16 protein-coding genes and 1 tRNA gene are annotated in these 21,158 nt (G+C 66.1%); 10 read left to right on the forward strand and 7 right to left on the reverse strand.

Annotated elements, in window-relative coordinates; all coding sequences use genetic code 11:
• Positions 1 to 21 precede the first annotated feature (21 nt).
• From E8A74_RS16050 to E8A74_RS16065, 4 genes are all read left to right on the forward strand, one after another.
• Entirely contained in the window at positions 22 to 1,383 is a 1,362-nt protein-coding gene (locus E8A74_RS16050) for a glutamate--cysteine ligase (RefSeq protein WP_232379579.1), read from the forward strand.
• Positions 1,384 to 1,455: 72 nt separating this feature from the next.
• Entirely contained in the window at positions 1,456 to 2,808 is a 1,353-nt protein-coding gene (locus E8A74_RS16055) for a hemolysin family protein (protein ID WP_136929885.1), read from the forward strand.
• Positions 2,809 to 2,852: 44 nt separating this feature from the next.
• A complete protein-coding gene (locus E8A74_RS16060) occupies positions 2,853 to 5,174 on the forward strand; it encodes a S9 family peptidase (RefSeq protein WP_232379580.1) in 2,322 nt (773 codons plus the stop codon).
• A gap of 116 nt (positions 5,175 to 5,290) precedes the next feature.
• Positions 5,291 to 5,364, forward strand: a tRNA-Pro gene (locus E8A74_RS16065).
• Between the two features lie 11 nt (positions 5,365 to 5,375).
• Here E8A74_RS16065 and E8A74_RS16070 read toward each other — a convergent pair.
• The 4 genes from E8A74_RS16070 to E8A74_RS16085 form a co-directional block, all read right to left on the reverse strand.
• Positions 5,376 to 6,347 carry a glycoside hydrolase family 19 protein gene (locus tag E8A74_RS16070; protein ID WP_211365371.1) on the reverse strand — a complete coding sequence of 324 codons (972 nt, stop codon included), beginning with the start codon at positions 6,345 to 6,347 and terminating at the stop codon, positions 5,376 to 5,378.
• Between the two features lie 64 nt (positions 6,348 to 6,411).
• A complete protein-coding gene (locus E8A74_RS16075) occupies positions 6,412 to 6,846 on the reverse strand; it encodes a SpoIIAA family protein (RefSeq protein ID WP_136929886.1) in 435 nt (144 codons plus the stop codon).
• Positions 6,847 to 7,229: 383 nt separating this feature from the next.
• Positions 7,230 to 8,306, reverse strand: coding sequence for a glycosyltransferase family 4 protein (locus E8A74_RS16080; protein ID WP_136929887.1), 1,077 nt, complete (start codon positions 8,304 to 8,306; stop codon positions 7,230 to 7,232).
• A gap of 29 nt (positions 8,307 to 8,335) precedes the next feature.
• Positions 8,336 to 10,900 (reverse strand): efflux RND transporter permease subunit, encoded by a 2,565-nt coding sequence (locus tag E8A74_RS16085; protein ID WP_136929888.1) that lies wholly within the window; start codon positions 10,898 to 10,900, stop codon positions 8,336 to 8,338.
• Between the two features lie 274 nt (positions 10,901 to 11,174).
• On the opposite strand from E8A74_RS16085, the gene E8A74_RS16090 reads away from it, so the two are divergent.
• From E8A74_RS16090 to E8A74_RS16100, 3 genes are read left to right on the forward strand one after another with little or no spacing between them, the layout of a single operon-like run.
• Entirely contained in the window at positions 11,175 to 12,071 is an 897-nt protein-coding gene (locus E8A74_RS16090; RefSeq protein WP_170229159.1) for a CDP-alcohol phosphatidyltransferase family protein, read from the forward strand.
• A complete protein-coding gene (locus E8A74_RS16095; RefSeq protein ID WP_136929890.1) occupies positions 12,068 to 13,939 on the forward strand; it encodes an ArnT family glycosyltransferase in 1,872 nt (623 codons plus the stop codon). The genes E8A74_RS16090 and E8A74_RS16095 overlap by 4 nt, the downstream gene beginning before the upstream one ends.
• Before the next feature lie 48 nt (positions 13,940 to 13,987).
• Entirely contained in the window at positions 13,988 to 14,542 is a 555-nt protein-coding gene (locus tag E8A74_RS16100) for an EF-hand domain-containing protein (RefSeq protein WP_232379581.1), read from the forward strand.
• A gap of 50 nt (positions 14,543 to 14,592) precedes the next feature.
• Here the strand turns inward: E8A74_RS16100 and E8A74_RS16105 are convergent, their stop codons facing one another.
• A complete protein-coding gene (locus tag E8A74_RS16105; RefSeq protein WP_136929891.1) occupies positions 14,593 to 15,096 on the reverse strand; it encodes a hypothetical protein in 504 nt (167 codons plus the stop codon).
• 465 nt (positions 15,097 to 15,561) lie between these two features.
• On the opposite strand from E8A74_RS16105, the gene E8A74_RS16110 reads away from it, so the two are divergent.
• Positions 15,562 to 16,533, forward strand: a complete 972-nt coding sequence (locus E8A74_RS16110) for a reverse transcriptase family protein (protein WP_170229160.1) — start codon at positions 15,562 to 15,564, stop codon at positions 16,531 to 16,533.
• On the opposite strand, the gene E8A74_RS16115 is transcribed toward E8A74_RS16110, so the two are convergent.
• On the reverse strand, positions 16,508 to 17,830 hold the full coding sequence (locus E8A74_RS16115; RefSeq protein WP_136929893.1) for a S1 family peptidase: 1,323 nt from the start codon (positions 17,828 to 17,830) through the stop codon (positions 16,508 to 16,510). The two genes, E8A74_RS16110 and E8A74_RS16115, sit on opposite strands and share 26 nt — an antisense overlap.
• Before the next feature lie 9 nt (positions 17,831 to 17,839).
• Positions 17,840 to 19,258 carry a metallophosphoesterase gene (locus E8A74_RS16120; protein ID WP_136929894.1) on the reverse strand — a complete coding sequence of 473 codons (1,419 nt, stop codon included), beginning with the start codon at positions 19,256 to 19,258 and terminating at the stop codon, positions 17,840 to 17,842.
• Between the two features lie 662 nt (positions 19,259 to 19,920).
• Here E8A74_RS16120 and E8A74_RS16125 point away from each other — a divergent pair.
• Both E8A74_RS16125 and E8A74_RS16130 read left to right on the forward strand, forming a co-directional pair.
• Entirely contained in the window at positions 19,921 to 20,328 is a 408-nt protein-coding gene (locus E8A74_RS16125; RefSeq protein ID WP_136929895.1) for a hypothetical protein, read from the forward strand.
• A 3-nt stretch (positions 20,329 to 20,331) separates the two neighbouring features.
• Positions 20,332 to 21,150 carry a ferritin-like domain-containing protein gene (locus E8A74_RS16130; protein WP_136929896.1) on the forward strand — a complete coding sequence of 273 codons (819 nt, stop codon included), beginning with the start codon at positions 20,332 to 20,334 and terminating at the stop codon, positions 21,148 to 21,150.
• Positions 21,151 to 21,158: the final 8 nt, after the last annotated feature.

Raw genomic sequence — 21,158 nt, forward strand, 5'->3', positions numbered from 1 at the left:
ACAGTCCGAGAACCACGAACGATGGCCGAAGCGAGCCTTTCGAATCAGGCGGAGATCATCCGCGGCATCGATGACCTCCTGATCCCCTTCCACGCGGCGATGAAGCCGCGCGATCGCTACCGCATCGGCGCAGAAGCCGAGAAGTTCGGCGTCGACACGACGACCGGGGCGCCCCTCCCTTACGAGGGCCCGCGCAGCGTCCTCACGGTGCTCGAAGCGCTCGTCGAGCGACACGGCTGGAAGATCGATCGCGAATCGCCCACGGGCCCGATCATCGCCCTCGAACGCGCGGGCGCCTCCGTGACCTTGGAGCCGGGCGGCCAGCTCGAGCTCTCCGGCGCCGCGTTCGACAACATTCACCAGATCTGCCTGGAGATGAGCGGTCATCTCGCGGAGCTGCGCGACATCTCGGGCGAGCTCAACCTGAGCTGGCTCGGCGTCGGGTTTCATCCGCTCGCGCGGCAGGATGAGCTGCCGTGGGTGCCGAAGTCTCGGTACGGGATCATGCGCCGTTACCTGCCGACGCGCGGCACGGGCGGCCTCGACATGATGCGTCGCACGGCCACGGTGCAGGCGAACTTCGACTACTCCAGCGAGGAGGGCGCCATGCGCGCGCTCCGCGTCTCGCTCCGGCTCTCGCCCGTCACCACGGCCATGTTCGCGAACTCCCCGTTCGTCGAGGGCGGCCTCTGGGGTGGCAAGAGCCGGCGCGCGCTCACGTGGCTCAGCGTGGATCCCGCGCGGCAGGGGCTGCTGGAGAACGTGCTCGAGCGCGGCAAGCGCTTCGTCGACTACGTCGAGTGGGCGCTCGACGCGCCGATGTTCCTCATCAAGCGCGGCGAGACCGTCCTCGAGAACACGGGCCAGTCCTTCCGCAGCTTCTTGAAGCACGGCTTCCGGGACACCCGCGCCACCTCGACCGACTGGCAGACGCACCTGAACACGCTCTTCCCCGAGGTGCGGCTCAAGCGCACGATCGAGGTCCGCGGCGCGGACTCGCAGTCGGCCGCGCTCACGTGTGCGCTGCCGGCGCTCTGGACGGGCATCCTCTACGACGATCGGGCTCTCGACGAAGCCGAGGCGCTCACCGAGAGTTTCACGTATGCCGAGCTCGAAGCGCTCCGTCCGGCGATCGCCGAGAAGGGGCTCGGGGCCACGTTCCGCGGCGAGCGGCTCGCGGCGCTCGCGGAGCGCGTGCTCGTGATCGCCGAGGGCGGGCTCGCGCGGCGGGCGCGGATGCGCAATGGCAAGGACGAGCGCGTGCACCTCGCGCGCCTCGGCAGCCTTGTCGAGAAGGGCCAGTGTCCTGCCGACGCGCTCGTCGAGGGCCTCGAAGCCAGCTCGGATCTGCGCCGCGAGATCCTCGTGCGGGCTCGCATCTAGGGCCGCCTTCGCAGGGAGAACGAGCCATCGCTCGGCGCGCTCTCCTGCTCCTTGGGGGACGGGGTTCGGACGATGTCGACGATTCTCTATCTGCTCGCGACGGCGCTTCTCATCCTGCTGAACGCGTTTTTCGTCGCCTCCGAGTTCGCCATCGTCAAGATGCGCCCGTCGCGCCTGGAGCAGCTCGTGCGCAGCGGCGACGCGCGGGCCAAGCGGGCGCTCGCGATGTCGCAGCGCCTCGACGCCTACCTCTCGGCGAACCAGCTCGGCATCACGCTCGCGAGCCTCGGCCTCGGCTGGATCGGCGAGCCTGCGGTCGCGCACCTCCTCGAACCTGCGCTCCTCAAGTTCGGCGTCGGCCCCGAGGCCACACGCGCGATCGCCCTCGGCGTCGCGTTCACCCTGATCATGTCGCTGCACACGATCATCGGTGAGCTCGCGCCGAAGACCCTCGCCATCCAGCGCACCGAGAAGGTCACGCTCTGGGCCGCGCAGCCGCTCCACGTCTTCTTCCTCCTGATGTGGCCCATCATCTGGGTCCTCAACTCCGCTGCGAACGGCTTCGTCCGCCTCTTTGGCCTCCAGCCCGCGCACGAAGAGGAGATCGCCCACACCTCCGAGGAGCTCCGCATCCTCCTCACGCGCAGCCCCGCCGGCCTCGATCCCGCGCTGCGCAGCATGCTCGTGCGCATCTTCGATCTGCGCCGCCGCACCGCGCGCCACGTCATGTCGCTCCGCAGCGAGGCCGCGACGCTCCGGGCTGCGATGAGCATCGATGAGGCCGTGAAGATCGTCGCGGAGGCCGGATACTCGCGGTATCCCGTCCTCGACGCCCAGGGCCACACCGTGCTCGGGTACCTGCACCTGCGTGACCTCTTCGACGTCCTCTCGGGTCGTCGCAAGGCCGCGCGTGTCGCCGAGCTCCTCCGCAAGCCGATCTTCGCCCGCGAGACCACCTCCGTCGAGCGCCTCCGCCTGGAGATGCAGGCCAAGCAGATCCCCGTGGCGATCGTCACGAGCCCGACCGGCGAGTTCGTCGGACTCGTCACGATCGAGGACGTGCTCGAAGAGATCGTCGGCGAGATCCGGGACGAGAACGACGAGGAGGTCCCGCCGATCCATCGCCGTGGTCCGGGCCTCGTGGAGGTCGACGGCCGTGTCCTCCTCGCGGACCTCGAGCGCGACGCGGGGATCGTCCTCCTGCCCGAGGCGAAGACCGTCGAGACCGTGGGCGGCTACATCCTCGAACGGCTCGAACACCCGGCCGAGCCTGGGGATCGCGTCGAGTGCGAGGGCTACACGCTCGTCGTGACCGACGTCGTCGGCCGGCGCGTGCGTCGCGTCCGCATCATCACGACGGACAAGTCGGTGCCGCCGCCGCCACCGTCGGCGGCCGAGGCGGAGGGCGGCGCGCTGCCCGAGTGATGGGCGGAGTGGACTCGGGCTCGCACTCGGTTTAACCGGGGGGCATGCACAAGGCACAGGGTTTGGCGGGCGTGCTTGCGCTCGCGGGGGTGCTCTCCGGTTGCGGCGGGGCCGGCGAGCCGTGGCCGAAGCGGCCGCTCTTGAACGAGATGACGAAGGATCGTGCGGCGGAAGGTGCGCCCAAGACGGCGGCGCCCGCGGCCGATCCGACGCGCGGCACGATCCTCGGGCCTGAGAAGAGCGCCATCACGTACGAGCGCCTGGTGAAGATGCCGGAGCCCGGGTGGAACATCCCGCGCATGGCCATGCCTTCGCCCGACGGCAAGCTCGTCACGTACCTCGCGAGCGAGTCGGGGGACATGACCATGTCGCTCTTTGTGTTCGACCTCGCGACGCGCACGTCGAAGGTGCTCCTCCGCGCCTCGGATCTCCCGGGCAGCGCGAAGCCGCTCTCGCGCGAGGAGGAGCTCCGGCGTGAGCGCCAGCGGCAGCGGGCGATGGGGATCGTCGCGTACCAGTGGGCCGAGAAGGCGCCTGTCATGCTCTTGCCTTCGTCGGGAGACGTCTTCGTGCGGAAGACGGACGGCGCGATCACGCGCCTCACGGAGACGAAGGAGCCCGAGCTCGACCCGCAGATCTGCGCCTCGGGCGAGCGCGTCGCGTTCGTCCGATCGGATGACGTGTGGGTCGTGGACGTCGCGACGCGCAAGGAGACGCGGCTCACGACGGGCGGACCTGCGGGGACCACGCGCGGGCAGAGTGATTTCCTCGGGCAGGAGGAGCTCGACGAGCCGCACGGGTTTTTCTGGTCCCCGGGCTGCGACAAGATTGCGTATCTCGAAGTGGACGAGCGCGAGGTCCCCGAGCATCCGGTGCTCGGGTATCGCGGCGAGACGCCGGACCTCATGATGCAGAAGTACCCTGCGGTGGGTGACAAGAACCCCAAGGTCCGCGCGGGGATCGTCGATCTCAAGACGAAGAAGACGACCTGGTTGAAATGGCCTGCCGAGGCCGAGCGCTACATGGTCCGTTTCCACTGGGCGCCCGACGGCAATTCCCTTTATTTGCAGACGCTCGATCGCCTCCAGAAGCGCCGCGCGCTCGTGCGCGTGGACGCGAAGAGCGGCGAGACGAAGGAGCTTTTCGCGGAGACCTCGGCCACGTGGCTCGATCCGGCCTCGTTCAAGCCGCTCGACGATTCCAAGCGGTTCTTGTGGACGCGCGACATCGGGGGGCACATCCACCTCGAGCTCCGGGACGTTGCCACGGGCGCGCCGATCAAGCAGCTCACCTCGGGCGACTGGGACGTGCAGCTCCTCGGCCGCGTCGACGAGGCGGGCGGGCGTGTCTTTTACATCGCGGATCACAAAGAGGCTCCGCTCGACCGGCAGCTTTATTCAGTGAAACTCGACGGCAGCGAGACGAAGCGCTGGACCGAGGAACCCGGCGTGCATTATGCGGGCGTCGATCGGACCGCGAAGATCGTCATGGACATCCATTCGGCGAAGGATCGCGCGCCGAAGGTCGTCATTCGCGAGCTCGGCGGCGCCGTGATCGGCGATCTCACGCTGCCGATGGATGCCGATTTCGCCTCGCTCGGCGTGCGCTCGCCGGAGATCGTGACGGTGGACGGCCCCGGCGGCGTGAAGCTGTATGGCTCGCTCCTCCCGCCGCGCGTGATCGAGCCCGGGAAGAAGTATCCGGTCCTCGTGATGGTCTATGGCGGTCCGGGCGTGCAGACGGTCCTCAACATGTGGTCGCCGTCCCTCCTGTGGCAGCACCTCGCGGATCGGGGCTTCGTCGTGTTCCAGCTCGACAACCGCGGTACGTCGGGGCGGGGCCCGGCGTTCGAGGCGCCGCTCTACAAGAACGTCGGCCACGTCGAGCTCGAGGACCAGATCGCCGGCCTCGACGCCATCGCCAAGCGCCCGTACGTCGACGCGAGCCGCGTCGGCATTTTTGGCCACAGCTATGGCGGGTACATGGCGGCGCTCGCGTTGCTCAAGGCGCCCGAACGGTTTCACGTGGGCGTCGCCGGTTCGCTCGTGACGGACTTCCGGCTCTATGACAGCGCATACACCGAGCGGTACCTCGGCAGCCCCAAGGAGGACGCGAAGGCCTACGAAGCGGCGGATCTGACGAAGCTCGCCGGCAACCTCCGCGGCAAGCTCTTCCTCCTGCACGCGCTCATGGATGAGAACGTGCATTTCCAGAACACGGCGGAGCTCATCGACGCGCTCGTCGCGGCGAACAAACGCTTCGATCTGATGGTGTTCCCCGGCGAGCGCCACGGCTACCGGGCGCCGGCCGCGCGCCTCTACGCGACCCAGCGGTCGATCGAATACTTCGCGGAGAACCTGCGGTAGGTGTCCGTGGGGGAGGGGGCTCGGGCGAGCTGGGCCGAGCCCCTTCTAGCCCCTTGCTCTAGGTCGGGACGTCGTCTAGAGTGCCGCCGCGCGGTGCCCGACAGCGGGTGGCGCACCGGGGAGTCGCACAGTCCGGTAGTGCACGAGCTTTGGGTGCTCGTCGTCGTGGGTTCAAATCCCACCTCCCCGACCCAGCCTGCCTCAATACGACTGCATCTTGTCGCAATACAGGTTCGGGCCAGGATCCACGCCGAGCATCTGCGTGTATCGCTGGTAAAACCCGACGCGGTCCTCCACCTTCGCGTTCGTCGGCTGGTTGCACTCGAGCCCGCCGTTGATGATGTTGATCGTCATCCCGAACCCGGGCACCCGGCCGAGCATTTGATCCTGCGACGACGGCGTCCACGTCCCCGTCATCACGTCGTGGCAGGACGGCTTCGGCGATTGCGGCGTCATCCAGAACCACCCGCCCGTCCGGAAGGCCACCGTGCCATTCGACGTCACCAGATCCGGATCCGTCAGGAGCGGCAGCCCGAGCGCGGCGCCCGCTTGCCCGTAGTTGTAGTTCCACGAGAGCTGCATGGGCCCGCGCCCGTGGTACGTCTTCCCCGGCGTGCAAGGCCATGGCTGGTTCGTCGCGTCGCAATACCCCGTGCAGCCCCCGTTCTCGCAGCCGACCTCCTGCGTGAAATAGAGGCCCCACGCATGTGGACCGTCCGGGGCCGCGGGCCAGCCGCCCGTGGTCTCGTGCGAGATGTTCGCGAGGAATGCGGCCGCCTCGCGCTTCCGGTCGTCCAGGCTGCCCTCGTTGCAGAATGCTGGGAACGTCTCCGCCGCGGCGACGAGCGATTCATATGCGTAGAGCGCGTTCCGGTGCAGGAACATCGCGTCGTAGACCTCTTTCGAGACGATCGCCGCGAATCCATTGCCGCCGCCGCCGCCGCTGCCGCCCATTCCCCCGGCGCCGCCCATTCCCCCAGCGCCGCCCATTCCCCCAGCGCCGCCCATTCCCCCAGCGCCGCCCATTCCTCCGACGCCGCCGCTGCCGCCCGCGCCACCGCTGCCGCCCGCGCCGCCCGCGCCGCCACTGCCGCCCGCGCCTCCCTCACCGTCGCCGCAAGCCACGCCGACCAGCGCCATGGCCACGATCAAGCTCGTCCACCGGGTCTTCATGGCCCGGCATCGTCACCCGGGGCGCCCTTGAAATCCACAGCGGCGTGGGCCTGTGGTTTTCGCCTCAATGCGCGTCGCGCTGCTCCACGAGCCACGCCCGCGCCGCACGCTCGTCCTTCACGCACACGGGCATCGGTTTTCCGAGCGCCCGCCCTCGCAGAAACCAGCCCCCTGTCGTCACGAGCTTCGCCACGAGCTGCTGCTGGAACGTCCCCCCGAACACCACGAGCCCTGCATACGCCGGCGGCAATTGCCGCATCGCCGCGAGGCGCCTCGCCTCCGGCGTCACGTGCCCCACGCCCGCCACGTCGAGCAGCAGGTACGCACGCCCCGTCGCCGTCGCGAAGCGCTCGAACGCGTCCAGGATGCGCGCGACGTCCGCGTCACTCAAGTCCCCCACAAATCGCACGAGCGCGATGTCAGGTGGCTCCAAGGCGAGCTGATGCGTCCCGACCGTCAAGGTCTCGCGATCCGCGCTCACCGGCGTCTGGAGAGTCATCGCCGCCGCCCCGTCGATATCTCTCCGCGCTCGTAGGCTGACCCTCCTCGAGGGTCAAGTCTGTATGGAACGAATGTACACGACCGTCGCGTGCGGGACCCGCCCGCACGTCCAGGTCACAAAGGGCCCCGGCCTTCCAGGACCCGCCCCCGCTCAGCCTTGACCGTCCTGGGACGTAATTTCCACGCCCGGGCCGAGGAAGACGACGGCAAGGGCCAGTCCCATGAACTTCAGAACTTGGTGAACACGCTCGCGCATCATGGCCGCCTCCATGTCAAGTCGAAGGACTGATTGTTACAGGACGGTGACACACGTGCAAGTTTCTTTTAGCGCGCCTTGACTTTTTCCAGAACAAGGTCACGCGCCGCGTTAGGGCGGGACGGTCAGCGTCGAACGACCTCGTCGAACACGGCTTCGAGCTCCTCCGCGTGGTGGCTCCACGTGTACCGCGACCGAACGAGCGACGCGCCGGCCGAGCCGACCCGGGCGCAGAGTTCCGCGTCCGTGAGCACGTTCATGAGCGTCCGCCGCAAGGCATCCGGATCCTCGGCCCGGTAGAGGAGCACCTCCTCGTCCGCCTGGAACAGCTCCCGCATTCGGGGCGTGTCGATCGTCACCGCCACCTTCCCGAGCGCCATGTACTCGAGCACCTTGATGGGGTCCCGGTTCATGCCGTACACGCGGAAAATCGGGTGCTTCGACGGCGCATACGGCGCCACGCACACGTCCGCCGCGTCGATGTACGCCCCGATCTCCCCGTGCGGCACCCGCCCCGCAAAGACGACCCGCCCCGAGACCCCACGCGACGCGGCCAGCCGCTCCACGCGCCGCTTGTCCTGCCCGTCCCCGACCAGCAGAAACACCACATCCGGCCCTGCCCACGACCGCGCGACCTCGACCAGCACCTCGACCCCGTGCCAGTCCGGGAAGCTTCCCGTGTACAGCACGATCCGCTCCCCGCGCGGCGCATACCGCGCCCGCACGGCCTCGCCGCTCTTGCCGACGAGCCCGTCCACGTCCACGCCCCAGTGCACGATCCTTAGTTTGTCCCGGTATTCCTCGGGGATGAACTCCGCGCTCGTGGCCACGATACGGTCCGAATACCGGAACGAGAGCGCGCTCGCGTCCCGGTCGAGCGTCATGAGCACGCACGGCGCGCCCGTCGCGCGCGCCAGCATGGGCCCGAGCCCGAACGCCGAATACCGCTCGTAAATCACGTCGGGCCGGAAGGCGCGCACCGCGCCGACGACCCGCGCGAACGCCACAGGCAGGAAGCCTTTTTGCAGCACCGGGTGCAGGTTGAACCCGCGCGCGAGCGCGCCCGGCTGGGTCGATCCCGCGCGGCAATAGAGCAGCACGTCGTGGCGCTTCGAGAGCGCGCGATGGACGTTCGACACGTGCGTCGAGCCGCCATGCGTGCCCGGGACCGGGATGTTCGGGGCAAGATATACGATACGCATCGGACGAGAATCGAAGGAAGGAGGGGGTTTCAGGCGGCCTGGCCGCCGCTGCCTTCGGCCTCTGCGGCCGCGCTCTGCGCTGCCTTGCGACGGCGCTCCAGCCACACGAGGAACGCCGGCAGGATCAGCACCGCCGAGAGCAGGCAGGCGATCTCCCCGACCGCCGCCGCCAGCCCGAAGCTCGCGATCCCCTTGTTGATGGAGAACATCAGCGCGAAATACCCGATGCACGTCGTCATCGAGCAGAGCACGAGCGCGCCGCCCGTCTCCGTGAAGACCCGATCGAGCCGTTCGCCGCCCTCCGAGAGATATCGCTGCATCAGGTTGTGCGAATACTCGGCCCCGATCCCGAACGTGATCGGCAGGACGATGAAGTTCAAGAAATTGAGCTTGATACCCCGCAGGTACAAGAACCCGAGCAGCATCGATACGCCGAAGAGCCACGGCACGAAGACGCCGAGCGACCGCGCGCTGCCGCGGAACGCGATCAGGATGATCACCACGACCCCGATCGCCGCGAGCCCCACCGCCTTCGGCGCGTCCTCCACCACGGCCTGGATCATGTCCGCGTAAATCACCGCGCGGCCCGATCCCTTGATCACGTCGCCCGTCGGCAGCGTCGTCGACCGGAAGCTATCGGCCCAGCGGATGAGGTAATGCGCGTCCCACACGCTCTGGCCCTGCTTCGGCACGATGTACACGATCCGCCCGCGCGTCCCGTCCTTCTCCGTGAACGGCCGCGCCACGGTCTCGGGCAGATCCGGGATCGCGATCGGCTTCAACTCCTCCGCGGGCACGTACGGCGTGATCTCGGCCCAGTCCGCGTCCGAGATCAAATTCCGCTTCCGCGCCTTCTGCACGATGCGCCGGATGTCCTCGATGAGCGGCAGTTTTTCCGCCTGCTCCTTCGGGATCAGCGAGTGGATCGTCACCACCTTCTCGAACGGCTTCGCGTCCGCGGGCGCCGCTGCGAGCCGCTTTTGCAGCTCCGTTTCGAGCAGCGGGACCTGCTCCAGGCGGTCCGTCATGACCGCCATTCCGTCCTGCGACATCCGGCCGACGATGTACCCCACGCGCACCGACAGCGACAGCGCCGCGCTCTTGTCGCGCCGCTCGCTGCGGATGTTGCGCATGTCGTACTCGATCGGATCCTTCGTCAAATATTGATACGTGAGCCCCACCGAGACGAGCCCGATCACGACCCCGATCGCCCCGAGCGTGCGCGGCGCGGCCTGCGCGAGCTTCGCGAAGAGCACGCCATAATAGCCGCGCGCCTTCGTCTTCTCCTTTCCGGGGAAATACACCGGACGCACCCGCTCCGTCGCCGCGAGCAGCGCCGGCGTGAAGAGGTACGTCGCGAGCCAGCAGAGAAGCATCCCGTAGGCGCCGATGACCCCGAAGTGCTTGAAGCCCCGGAAATCCGTCAGCATCAACGAGCCGTACGCCAGCATCGTCGTCGCCGAGCCCGAGAGCGTCGGCAGCCACGTATCCTTGTGCGCCGCCTCGATCGCCTCCTCGACGTCGGCATTGTCGTCCCGGCGCGCTTCCAGGTATCGCGCCATGTACATGATGCCGTAGTTGATGCCATTGCCGGCGATGATCGAGACCAGAAAGCCCGTCGAGCTGTTCAGGTATCCGATCGTGAAATACGTCAGGCCGAACGTCCACACGAGCCCCACGAGCAGGCTGCCCGCCATCACGAGCACCGTCCGCACCCGCAGGAAGAACAGGAGCACCGGCACGAGCACGCCGAGCACCCCGCCCACGCCGACCTCCCCGAGGTCCCGCACGATCGCGTCGTATTCCTCGCCGCTGATGACGAGATCCCCCGTGTAACCGACCTCCATCGTCGGATCGAGCTTCTTCGGCCCGATCTCCTCGACGACCTGCTCGATCTTTCGCCGCAGCTCCTCGCGGTCCGCCTTCTTCGACAGGCTCGTGCGCGCGATGACGGCGGCGAACTTGCCGTCGGCGCTCATGTAATACCCGTTCGGGTGCGGACCTCGATCGATCTCCGCCTGGGGCTTCGGTTTTGCCTTTGCCTCGCTCGCCTTTTTCCCCGTCAGCCGCTCCTTGAGCGACGCTGCCGTGATCGGCGGCGGCGGATCCGACTCGTCGAGCAGGACGCCCGTCTCCTTCTGGACCTCGTACTCGTACCGCGCGACGACCTCGTCCCGCGCCTTCTGCAGGTCTGCGAGCTCCGCGAAGAGCAGCTTGTTCTCGTCGAAGAACGCCTTCGTCTCCCGCGAGCTCCAGTCGACCTGCTCGACCCACGGCGATCCGATTGCCTGGAGCTTCGGCGCGAGCGCGTCCACGAATGCCCGGAGCGCCGCCTCGTTTTTCCCGTCCGCGATCTCCGCCGTGACCGTCAGCGTGGTGATGCCCGAGAGCCGCGCCGACACCCGGCGCATCTCGATCACGCTGTCCTTGTTGTCGGGCAATAACTCCGAGAAATCGGGCCGAAAGCCGATCTTCGTCGCGAAGAAGCCCGCGGGCACGAGCGAAAGCAGGGCCAGGAGAAGGACCAGAAAAGGCCGGCGCGCCTGGAATCGACCCAGGACGCGGAAAGGCCGGGGGGAAGTACGTTCGTGCATTGGAAAAGCGCGTCTCGGCGCGGGATCCACGGCCGAGGGACGCGGGGATAGTGCACGCCCGCGAGAGGCCCTGCAAGCCCGCGCGCCGGAAAGCTCCGGGTGAGAATGTGCTCGCCGCTACCTTGCCTACGCACCGTCTCGCGAAGCGTGAACCACGTTCACACCGTGAAGGCGTGCAGCAACGGTTTCTTTCTCTCGTCCTTCATGCCAAATGGGGCCTCGCTCGCGCCTCCCCTGGCGCGTGCCCGACCTCTCCTCCTTTGCGTTCCAACCGATGACCATCCGCCTCAGCGACGTGATCAAATCTCCCGACGTGGAGGACCCCGTGAACCTCCACGTCCACCGGCCGCTCCAGCTCCTGCTCGCGCGGCCGCTCGTGAAGACCTCCATCACGCCGAACCAGATCACGTTCCTGTCCCTCTGCGCGGGCCTCGGCGCCGCCGCCTGCATCGTCGAGGGCAGCCTTTACGTGCGGCTCGCGGGCGCGCTCCTCCTCTTCGCGTCGGCCATCCTCGACGGCGTCGACGGCATGATCGCGCGGCTGAAAAAGACCTCGTCCGAGACGGGCCACGCGATCGACGGCGCCTCCGACTACGCGGTCAACGTCGCCACGACCCTCGCGGCCGTCTACCACCTCGGACAGACCTCGGGCAGGCCGCTCCTCGCGGCCGCGCTCGGCCTCGGCACGCACATCGCATGGGCGCACCACCTCATGCTCTACGATTTCCACTGCGCCCTTTATCTACGCTTCTACTCGGGCGGCAAGCACCAGGGCGGCGATCGCGAACGCGCGCAGAAGACGCTGGAAAAGGTGCGGCAGGGCGGCTCGCTCTTCCAGCGCGTGCTCATGACGGTCTTCGTCTGGCAGCTCGGCAACCGGCAATCCCTGCTCGCCAAGGTCAGCCCCCTCGGCGTGCGCCTCTCGGAGCGACCGGCGGACGACACGTTCGGCAAGACGTACGTCGCCACGCACCGCGCGCCCATGCGGTTATGGGCGCTCTGCGGCAACGCCCCGCACATGGACCTCATGGTCCTCGCCATCGCGCTGGATCGTTTCGAGGTTTATTTCGTGCTTCGTATCGTGCTCTTCACGCTCCTCGCGATCGTCGCGATCGTATGGGAGCGCCGGGTCCTCGCGGCGCACGCGGAGTCCGGCGAGGTCCTTTCGTGACGACGGCGCTCTCGGCCCAGGAGGAGAAACCCGCGCCTTCGGAGGCGACGCTCGCGCGGGCGAAGGTGCGCCGCGCCGTCGCGCTCGTCGCGCTCTTCACGGCGATCTTTTACGTGCCCTCGCTCCGCTGCGGCTTCTTCGCGGACGACTGGTTGCACCGGCTCGCGCTCGATCAGTTCCCGGACATCTTCCGCGAGCACCTGAACCTCTTTGGCCTCATCCGTTCGAACGAAGAGGTCGCCGCATTCAAGAAATTCGGCCTGGCGCCCTGGTGGACCGATCCGGACATGCGGATCAACTTCTGGCGCCCGATCCCGTCGATCACGCACTGGCTCGAGTACCAGCTCTTCGGCCACAGCGCGATCGCCGCGCACCTCATCAACATCGGGTTTTACACGGCCACCGTCTTCCTCGTCCACCGCCTCCTCGCGCGGTTCCTCTCTCCGTCCCGCTGGCCGCTCGTCTTTGCGGTCGCGGTCTTCGCGCTCGACGACGCGCACGCGCTGAACATCGTGTGGAGCGCGAACCGCAACGAGACCGTGGGCGCGATCTTCGTCCTCGCCTCGCTGCTCTCGTTCATCCGGTACCGCGAGGGCGCCGGCCGCGCCTTCGCGGGTTTATCGCTCCTCTCGTATGCCTGCGCCCTGCTCTCGAAGGAGTCGGGCCTCGTGCTCCCGCTCTTCGTGCTCGCGCACGTCGTGGTCTTCCCCGAACGACCGGGACAAGCTCTTTTCGCGCGCATTCGCCCGCACCTCGGCATGCTGGCCGCGTTCTTCGTGGTCAGCGTGGCGTTCCTCGCCCTGTACTTCGTGGTGCTCGGGCACGGCGCGAACTCGGTGTATTACATCAACCCGCTGAAGAACCCTGGCCTGTGGGCCGAGCATTTCTTCCGGTCCGGGTTTTACCACGCCGTGATCCTCGCGACGGGCGTGCCCCTGCACGTGCTCTCCAGCACCCCCGTGCGCGATTACCCGCTCGCGGCGCTCGCGCTCGGCGCGGTCACGGTCGGCTTCTGGGCGCTCGCGTGGCGCTGGTTGCGGCAGGACAGGCCGCTGCGCTTCTTCGTGCTCACGATGGTGGCGGGGCAGGTCATCGTGACGACGAGCTTCCCCGACCCGCGCAACCTCTTCTTGCCCTCGATCGGCTTCGCCTACATGGTCGCGCGGGTCCTCGAAGAAGCCGTCGCCCGGTTCCCGAAGGGCCGCTCCTATCGCGCCGTCGCCGGCACGCTCGTCTTCTTGCACCTCGTGCTCGCGCCCGTGCTCTGCCAGGTGTGCATCTACATCGTCGCCACGTTCGAGGGCCGCTACCGGGTGATCGCGGACTCGCTCGCGAAGTCCATCGATTACCAGCGCCTCCCCGAGGACAAGCTCGAGGTCTACTTCCTGAACTGGCACCAGCGCGAGATGACCGCGCTTTATGGCCTCTACCTCCGCCGCGTGCTCCCGACGGGCGTGACCGATTACAAGCCGATCACGCACAACCCGAACATCTCCTACGTCGACAAGCTCTACCAGGGCCTCGGCGGCGAGCGGATCCATTACTACTCGCTCTCCTACGTGGTGGGCGAGGTCGACGTGGAGGTCCTCTCGGAGCACGAGATCGCCGTCCGCCCGAAGAAGGGCCATTTCTTCCCGACGCTCTTCGAGCAGCTCTACACGACGGGCAAGCCGTGGCAAGCGGGGCAGGTCTTCGAGCCGGGCACGCATCGCGCGACGATCGAGGAGGTCTCGCCGGAGGGGGAGGTCTTGAAAGTGCGCTTTACCTTCCCGGAGCCGCTGAGCTCGCCGCGCTATCGCTTCATGAAATGGGACGGCGAGCGATTCGTGCCGGTCTCGTTCGTGGCGGTGGCGGGACGGAGCAATTGACGTTCAGTGTGCGCGATTCTACGCAGCTAAAAACGAGGAGGCCTATCCATGACGACTGATTTGCAGGTCAAGAAATTCACCTACGTATTCACCTGGTTCGACCAGAATGCTGATGGATGGCTCACCCGGGACGACTTCGAGAAGATCGCCGGGTTGTTCACCGCCCTGGCGGACGAGAAGGATCTGAAGAACAGGACGGCGATGCAGCAGGGTTTCATGAACTGGTGGGGCGTCCTCTTGGGGGCCACGGAGGGCAACGCGGGAGAGAAGATCGGGCTGCCGGAGTTCATCCGCATCATGGCCGCCACGGTCATTGCCCCGCAGAATTTCGAGAATGCGGTGCTCGGCCTCGTCGACGGGTTGATTGGCGCCCTCGACCGTGACGGTGACGGGAGTCTTTCGTTCGAAGAGTACGTGCGGATGTACGACGCGCTGGGCGTCCCTCCGGTGACCTCCACCGAGGCGTTCAAGCGGCTCGACCGGGATGGCAGCGGAAAGATCAGTTATGCCGAGTTCCGGCAGGCCATCGTCGAGTATTACCTGAGCGCGGACCCGAACGCCCCCGGGAACTGGCTGCTCGGCCCGATGGCCGTGTTCCAGTAGCGCGGCGGCCGTGACGACGGAGGAGGTGTCGCCCGGCGGCGGGGCGGGCGTCACCCTGATTCTGTGGAGCTCCCTCGCAGCAGCGGGAAGGGCTCCGCGTCGTCGAAGCGCTCCCCCGTTTGGGCATCCCTGTAGATCCAGTCGTTCCCTCTCTTTTCGACGTGCGCGTTGCGCACGAACGCCGTCACGTGGTCGTACTGGAACGAAATGCCGCCGAAGTTGAAGCCGAACCAGAGCTCCAGGCTGCCGCTTTGGGATCGACGACTGGCCTTGATGGATTCCACCACGACCGCGCGAGGACTCTCACGGGTCTCGTAGGACTCTTGAAACTTGCGGTTGACGGCGAGATCGCCCGCTTCCCTCGTGTAGCCACGGACGCCCGTGAAGAGGAAACCCACGAAAGCGCGTTGCGCCCCCTCGTCCGGGGGGAAGTCACACACCAACGTAAACCTCTTGGGAGCGTGCTCGAAGCGGAACGCTATCAAGAGGGACTCCGCCAGCGTCGTGAATGCTTCTTGTGCGGTCGCCAGGGGTCTCATGTTCGTGGCTTTCACGGGGTGAAGTGAAGGAGGCGTAGCGCCGTTTGCGCCGGTCGAGGAGGCCGATCGCGGCGAAGCGCACGAACGAGGCCGCGTTCGTTGCTGACTCCGGCTTCGACGGCGGAGCAGGTTCCGCAGCCCCTCGGATCGGTCACCTGGTTTCCGCCGGAGCGAGCGCCGCCGCTGCCGCCCGCGTCACCGCTTCCGCTTCCGCTCCCGCTCCCGCTCCCGGGACGCGCGTCCTTAAATATGGGTGGGCCAATCGTGATCCAATTCACCAAAGACCCTTGGAGCACGCCCGTCAGCATACTCTTGCTGCCGGTTGAGGTGGGCTTGACTTGCTGGCGTACTTGGGTGTAATTCCCTTCTGGGGTCGCTGGATAACGATTGCGAGAGTACGTGTTCGTACTCGCTCTTTGAGTCAATCACAAAGCTGGTATCCAAGCGACCCCTTGCTTCTCCTTCAGTGCTGGGATGTGGATGAGTCTTCGCAATTTCGCGTTCGTGCGGAACATCCAAGACCTATCGAGGGAGCTGGGCTGCGAGCGCGCACAGCTCGAAGAGTACATTTCGTCCCGGCAGCGTGAATTCTACAAGGAGATGCGGATCCCGAAGAAGGGACGACGCCGCCGAGAATTCCGCACCGTTTACAAGCCCTGCCGGGAGCTGGCCGTCCTTCAGAAGAACATTGCAACCCTGCTTCAGCGGAACCCCTTGCCCGAATACGTTCAGGGCTTCGTTTCCGATCGTTCGATTTACAAAAATGCCAAGATCCATATCGGTCAAAAGATCCTTCTGCACGCCGATATACATGAGTTTTTCGAGTCGATCACGCTGGAGCGCGTGCGGGATGCATTTGAGACCTGTGGAAGCAATAGGGAGGTCGCGACGTTGCTGGCGAAGCTTTGCACCCTCGATGGCTTCCTCCCGCAAGGGTCGAGCGCAAGCCCCGTCTTGGCCAACCTGGTCTGCCGGCATCTCGACACTGATATCAACGCCCTTGCGATCAGTTACGGCTGCAGATACAGCCGTTATGCCGACGACATCACCCTTTCGGGCGATCGCGTACCACCCGCGGAGAGTGTCGAGAACCTGCTGAAACGGCACGCCTTCGAGCTGCGACCGGGCTCGTGCCGTACGCAGCGGCGCGGGCACGGGCAATACGTCACCGGCCTGTCCGTCGAGGATGCCGTGCCCCGGATCCCGCGCCGAATGAAGCGGCGTCTCCGCTTGGTCCTCCGGTTGGCAAGGAGCGCAATGCAGCACGCAGATTTGTTGCTGTCGGAGACGAAAATCGATGGATGGCTAGCCTTCTTTCATTCCGTCGAGCCCAACCTGGCGTCCAAGCTCTCCGCGGAGTGGGATCCAATTCGAGCACGGCTCAATAACCGACACACAGGGTCTCCTGATGACCCCTCGGAGGAAGTCACGGAAGAGGAGCCTTCCGACTGAAGAACCTGTTCGTGTCGAGGCGCCGAACCAGGCGCACCTTGTCCCGGATGCTCTCGAATTCGCGGCTATCGCGCGGGTCCGCGGCATCGACGCGCGCTTTTACGATCTCGCAGACGTAATCGGTGACCCAATGGCACGCCTCGGCGCGCTCGACGAGCGACACCTCGTGCTCCCGGAGTGCCGGCGCGTCCTTGCGGATTTGGCGCTTCATTCCGATTTGGCTTGCCATTGCTGAGACAACACCGGGAAGCGCCTTCGTTCGGGTGCCCGAGGTCGCATGGATGAAGACGATGCGCGAGGCATGACGTCTCAGCCTATCCGCCAGCACACCCTCCAGGAGCTGTTCGAACACGAGCTGTTCGGGCTTCTCCCCGAAGAATTTCCTTGGCGCACAGCAAACATACGCCTCGAAGAGTTGCCCCTTGAGAATTTCGACGAAGCGGGCGCGCACGTCGCGATCGTCGTCCCGGTACCGAAAACCCCGCCGACGCAGCCGATCTTCGACGCCAGGAATCTCGAGGAGGGCTTGATCGTGCAACAGATCTTCCCGCGCATTTTCGAGCGCGTTGGTTAGGCGCGAGGGATCTTCCAAGAGTACTACGCCCACAGCGATAGCACCGGGACCGCCATCGAAGCCCGCCTCTCCGAGAAAGATATGAATCGTATCGGGACGTGCGGCGGCGCTCGCCAGTGGAGCCGGCGTGAGCAGTTCGGGGCAGGCGGTTCGGAGAGCCTCCACCCGGGTTGCGAAGGCGGTTGCCGTATGCCGACCAGTTGAGGGATCACTGGGCCGGATGGCTTGAATCATCGCGACGACCTTCCCGCGCGCCTCATCGAGTAGAGGGCCGCCGCTATACCCTGGGGAGATTTCCTGAGATTGGAGCTGTATACGGTATTCGTCCCGGAGCCTACCGAGAGCGTTGACGTCCGCCCACAAGCCGTTGCCTTCGCCCTCGGGGAAACCATAACCGCACAATTTACGGTTCTCTATATCGGTCGATTCGCCGATCTCCACCGGTCGGACGCCGGCGGGGAGGGGAACATCGATGCGCAAGAATGCGAGATCCTCCGCATCGCTCGCACGCCAGAACTCGGGCACGACGAGGGCTTCGACGAGCTCCTTAGACTCCGTCGCCAGGAATCGAACGCGAACCCGTCTACCGGGCGCGGCACCTGCCTCCTCGACGACGTGAGCGCTTGTCGCTACGAGGCTCTGCGAAACGACGAAGCCGGTGCCGATCACCTCTACGCCCTTGAGGATCTTGACGAGCGCGGACGTCAGGTCGTTACGGTTCATGGCGACAGATCAAGCGAACGAGTCTCCACGGCGATGGCGGCGCAGCATGGGTCGTGCATCGTCGATAACGAGCCCTGCATCGGTCAGGCGAACGTCTGCATAGGTGGGGTCGCAGTCACGGATGCCTTCAAGTCGATTGGTCGCCAGACATCGAATCCAATCGATAAAATCGACGCGGCTCTTTGCATTCTCCTCAAGAAGCCTGTCATCCACTACAATGAGATCTGCCCACGTGCCGGTATTCAGGTAACGACCGCCGTTCTCGAGACGGATGTGGCGCCGGAGATGCGTGTGACCCATGACGACCACCTTTGCAACTCCTGCATCGACCATCTGTCGCGCCGCGTCGACATAGGGCCGGGAAGCTTCGCTGTCTTTGTCGTCATCCACGAACGTTTTATCGTTTTGCATTTTTTTTGCCAGTGCTACTTGTAGTTGCCGGATCCGGTGAGTGCCGATGTCGTCGCCTTTTTCGAGGATAGCCTTGAGGCTCTCCGTCTCATCCTCGAGGAACGCTCTGCGCAGCGTCTCGAAGAGACCGACGGGTTGACGCGCCGCATTGGCCCTGGCTACCTCGAGTTCCTCGGCAAAAGCGTCTTCTACGTCAGGCGGCAAAACGTCTTCTTCGTCGCTTCGAGCGACGAATCGCCGCTGTCCGGGCCTCGGCGCGTCGCCCGAGGCTCTCCAGATGGCCTTGCGGAAATGTTGCTTCACGTAGAGCTGCGCGCCCTTGAATAGCTTGTGTAGATCCTGGAGGAGCTGAGGTTCGAAAGCCAAGAGCATAAGCGTCACGATCTTGTCCTCGGGCTTCAGCAGGTCGACGAAGTGATACCGCTCCTTGAGCGGATTCATGACCTCCTCGACGAGCCGCGAGCCCGGGCAGATGCTAAGCGGCTTTGGCGGCACCTCGCCACGCGATGCGCAGCTCACGAGCTCTCGCAGTCCGTCGTAGTCGATGGCGTTCCACGGGTCGTACCGATTGCCATGTTCGATGAGCAGCTCACCCACGCGGTAGGTCTCGTTGTTACAGACGAAGAGGCACCGGTGTGGCTCGGTGCCGAGCGCCCGCAGGAGCGATTCGCGCACTCGCGGAAAGGCAAGCTCGACATCGTGGTTGCCGAGGAGGATTGTGAAGCGGCTAAGCCGATTAGCGCAGAACGCCAGTTTGGAGAAGACCTCGGGAAGTCGGCTGCGAATGGCGGTCAGCTTTTCGACGACTTCGGACTCACTCGCCGTGAAGCCCGCATACGGCTTCTCTGCGAGAAAATCGACAAAGTCGCCGTTGATGACGAGCTCGACTTCTTCGCCCTGCGCCGGGACATACGCCGCAAGTTGCTCGAGGAAGTCGACCAGATGCTCGGGATGCCCAAGCATGGGATGTTCGGCCCCACCGATGTGGAGATCAGAGATGACGATCACTCGCCGCATCGCGCCCTCCGTGGCGTAGGTACTCTAACCCGAGGAAGCCCGCATCGTGTCACCTAACCGCGGCACCGATGCCAGAACGCCGTCGTCAAGACAGATCATCGTTGCAGCGCTCCCGGGCGAGGTCCCGGGGCCAACAGCGCATCCCCGGAGGGACACGCGGAACCCTCTTGGAGGACCCTCTCGACCCTCCCCGACGACCCTCCCATCCCCCCGAGAAACGCTCTCGTCCCTGTTCGATGACAGCGCCATTCCTCTTCAAGAAACTCTCACCCCTCTCGGAGAACGCTCTCGTCCCTCTGCTTGCATACCATCCACCCTCTCCGAGACCCTCCCGACCCCCGTCGAAGACCCCTCGTCCCTTCCGGGACAGGGTTCTTCTCCACCCGGAGGACACGCGCGACCCTCTTGCAGGAGGGTATCGTCTTTCCCCGGAGGTACTCTCCTTCCTCCCCGAGACCCCCGCGCCCCCTCCGAAAGGGGGTCTCCTCCCCCTCGAAGACCCTCCCACCCCTCTTGCAGGAGGGTCTCACCCTCCCGGAAGCCCCTCTCCTCTGTCTCCGCAGACCATCCCACCCCTCCCGGAGACGGTCTCACCCCACCCGGCGAACGGTCCTGCGACGATCCCAGCCGTGTCCGAGGCGTGATACCATCCACGTGGCCCCATGACCGACAAGAAGACCTGGTCCCTCACCGATCCGCCCGAGGAGCCGCAGGCGCGGGGCGACGCGACGCCGCTCCTCGTGCCCAGGCCGGTCGACCCCGTGGGCGGAGGAGGCGAGCCCCCCAGCGCAACGACGAGCGAAGGCGGGTACCGTGGATCGCCGGAGCCTATCCATCAGGGGCCCGTCGTCATGGGCAACCCCAAGGGCTCGCGGTATTCGACGGGCCCGAGCCAGGAGCCCATCCTCATGGGCAACCCCAAGGGCTCGCGCTACACGACGGGCTCGGGCTGGGGACAAGACGAAGACGTCCTCGAACGTCGCAGCCGCCGCCGGAAGGTCTTGGCCCTGGTCCTCTGCGGGCTCGCGCTCGCCGCCGTCGCCGCTTTCGTCTTTCTCCGGCGCGGCTGAGGCATGGCGCGCGAGGTCTTTGATCTCTCCTTCTCGAACGGGTTCGCGCGCACCCTGCACGAGCGCGCCCTCGGCGATATCGAGCACGAATACCCGTGGCAGAGCCTCGATCCCTCGCGGTACCCGCCATTGCTCCTCGCGCGGGCGCGGGTCGGGTGGACCGAGAATGCGTTCAACGAATTCTGCACCGCCGCGGCGATGGGCCAGATGCTCCAGGCCCTCGTGCAGGCGCGCGCGCCGCTCGACCTCATCGGCATGGCGAGCCGCTTCGCGATCGAGGAGGTCCTGCACGTCGAGCTCTGCGCGCGGATGGCCATGCGGCTCGGCGGCGGGGCGCCCATCCATTACGATCCCGAGGACATCGTCTTCGACCTCGACCCGTCGCTCACCCCGCTCGAACGATCCAATGAGCTCGTCGTGCGCCTCTGCTGTGTGGGCGAGGCGTTGAGCTTCCCGCTGCTCTCGGGCGCGATGCGGAGCGCCTCGCACCCGCTCAGCCGCTCCATCCTGGAGACGATCGTGCGGGACGAGGCGCACCACGGCAATTTCGGGTTCCTCTACCTCGATTGGATCCGCGCGGACCTCCGCCCCGCCGAGCGGGATCGCCTCGGGAAAGCGGCGCGGCAGACGCTCGACGCCTATCGTTCGTTATGGGAGCGCGGCCCGAGCCACGTCGTCGACGGCGTGACCAGCGAGGGGTTTCTCCTGGAACACGTGCGCGAGCTCGGCTGGATGGAGGCGTCGGCGTATGCGGAGCTCGCGCGCGTCACGATCGAAGAATCGGTCCGCGCTCCGCTCGCGCGGGTCGGGATCTCGCTCTGATTCCGAGG

The sequence above is a fragment of the Polyangium fumosum genome, from assembly GCF_005144585.1.
GTDB lineage: Bacteria > Myxococcota_A > Polyangia > Polyangiales > Polyangiaceae > Polyangium > Polyangium fumosum.

Bases quoted from the DNA above. Each gene is read 5' to 3' on its own strand.
- E8A74_RS16130 (WP_136929896.1), top strand. From the start codon at position 20,332: ATGGCGCGCGAGGTCTTTGATCTCTCCTTCTCGAACGGGTTCGCGCGC.
- E8A74_RS16060 (WP_232379580.1), top strand. From the start codon at position 2,853: ATGCACAAGGCACAGGGTTTGGCGGGCGTGCTTGCGCTCGCGGGGGTG.
- E8A74_RS16110 (WP_170229160.1), top strand. From the start codon at position 15,562: ATGAGTCTTCGCAATTTCGCGTTCGTGCGGAACATCCAAGACCTATCG.
- E8A74_RS16070 (WP_211365371.1), bottom strand. From the start codon at position 6,347: ATGAAGACCCGGTGGACGAGCTTGATCGTGGCCATGGCGCTGGTCGGC.
- E8A74_RS16125 (WP_136929895.1), top strand. From the start codon at position 19,921: ATGACCGACAAGAAGACCTGGTCCCTCACCGATCCGCCCGAGGAGCCG.
- E8A74_RS16055 (WP_136929885.1), top strand. From the start codon at position 1,456: ATGTCGACGATTCTCTATCTGCTCGCGACGGCGCTTCTCATCCTGCTG.
- E8A74_RS16080 (WP_136929887.1), bottom strand. From the start codon at position 8,306: ATGCGTATCGTATATCTTGCCCCGAACATCCCGGTCCCGGGCACGCAT.
- E8A74_RS16075 (WP_136929886.1), bottom strand. From the start codon at position 6,846: ATGACTCTCCAGACGCCGGTGAGCGCGGATCGCGAGACCTTGACGGTC.
- E8A74_RS16085 (WP_136929888.1), bottom strand. From the start codon at position 10,900: ATGCACGAACGTACTTCCCCCCGGCCTTTCCGCGTCCTGGGTCGATTC.
- E8A74_RS16090 (WP_170229159.1), top strand. From the start codon at position 11,175: ATGACCATCCGCCTCAGCGACGTGATCAAATCTCCCGACGTGGAGGAC.
- E8A74_RS16115 (WP_136929893.1), bottom strand. From the start codon at position 17,830: ATGAACCGTAACGACCTGACGTCCGCGCTCGTCAAGATCCTCAAGGGC.
- E8A74_RS16050 (WP_232379579.1), top strand. From the start codon at position 22: ATGGCCGAAGCGAGCCTTTCGAATCAGGCGGAGATCATCCGCGGCATC.
- E8A74_RS16100 (WP_232379581.1), top strand. From the start codon at position 13,988: ATGACGACTGATTTGCAGGTCAAGAAATTCACCTACGTATTCACCTGG.
- E8A74_RS16120 (WP_136929894.1), bottom strand. From the start codon at position 19,258: ATGCGGCGAGTGATCGTCATCTCTGATCTCCACATCGGTGGGGCCGAA.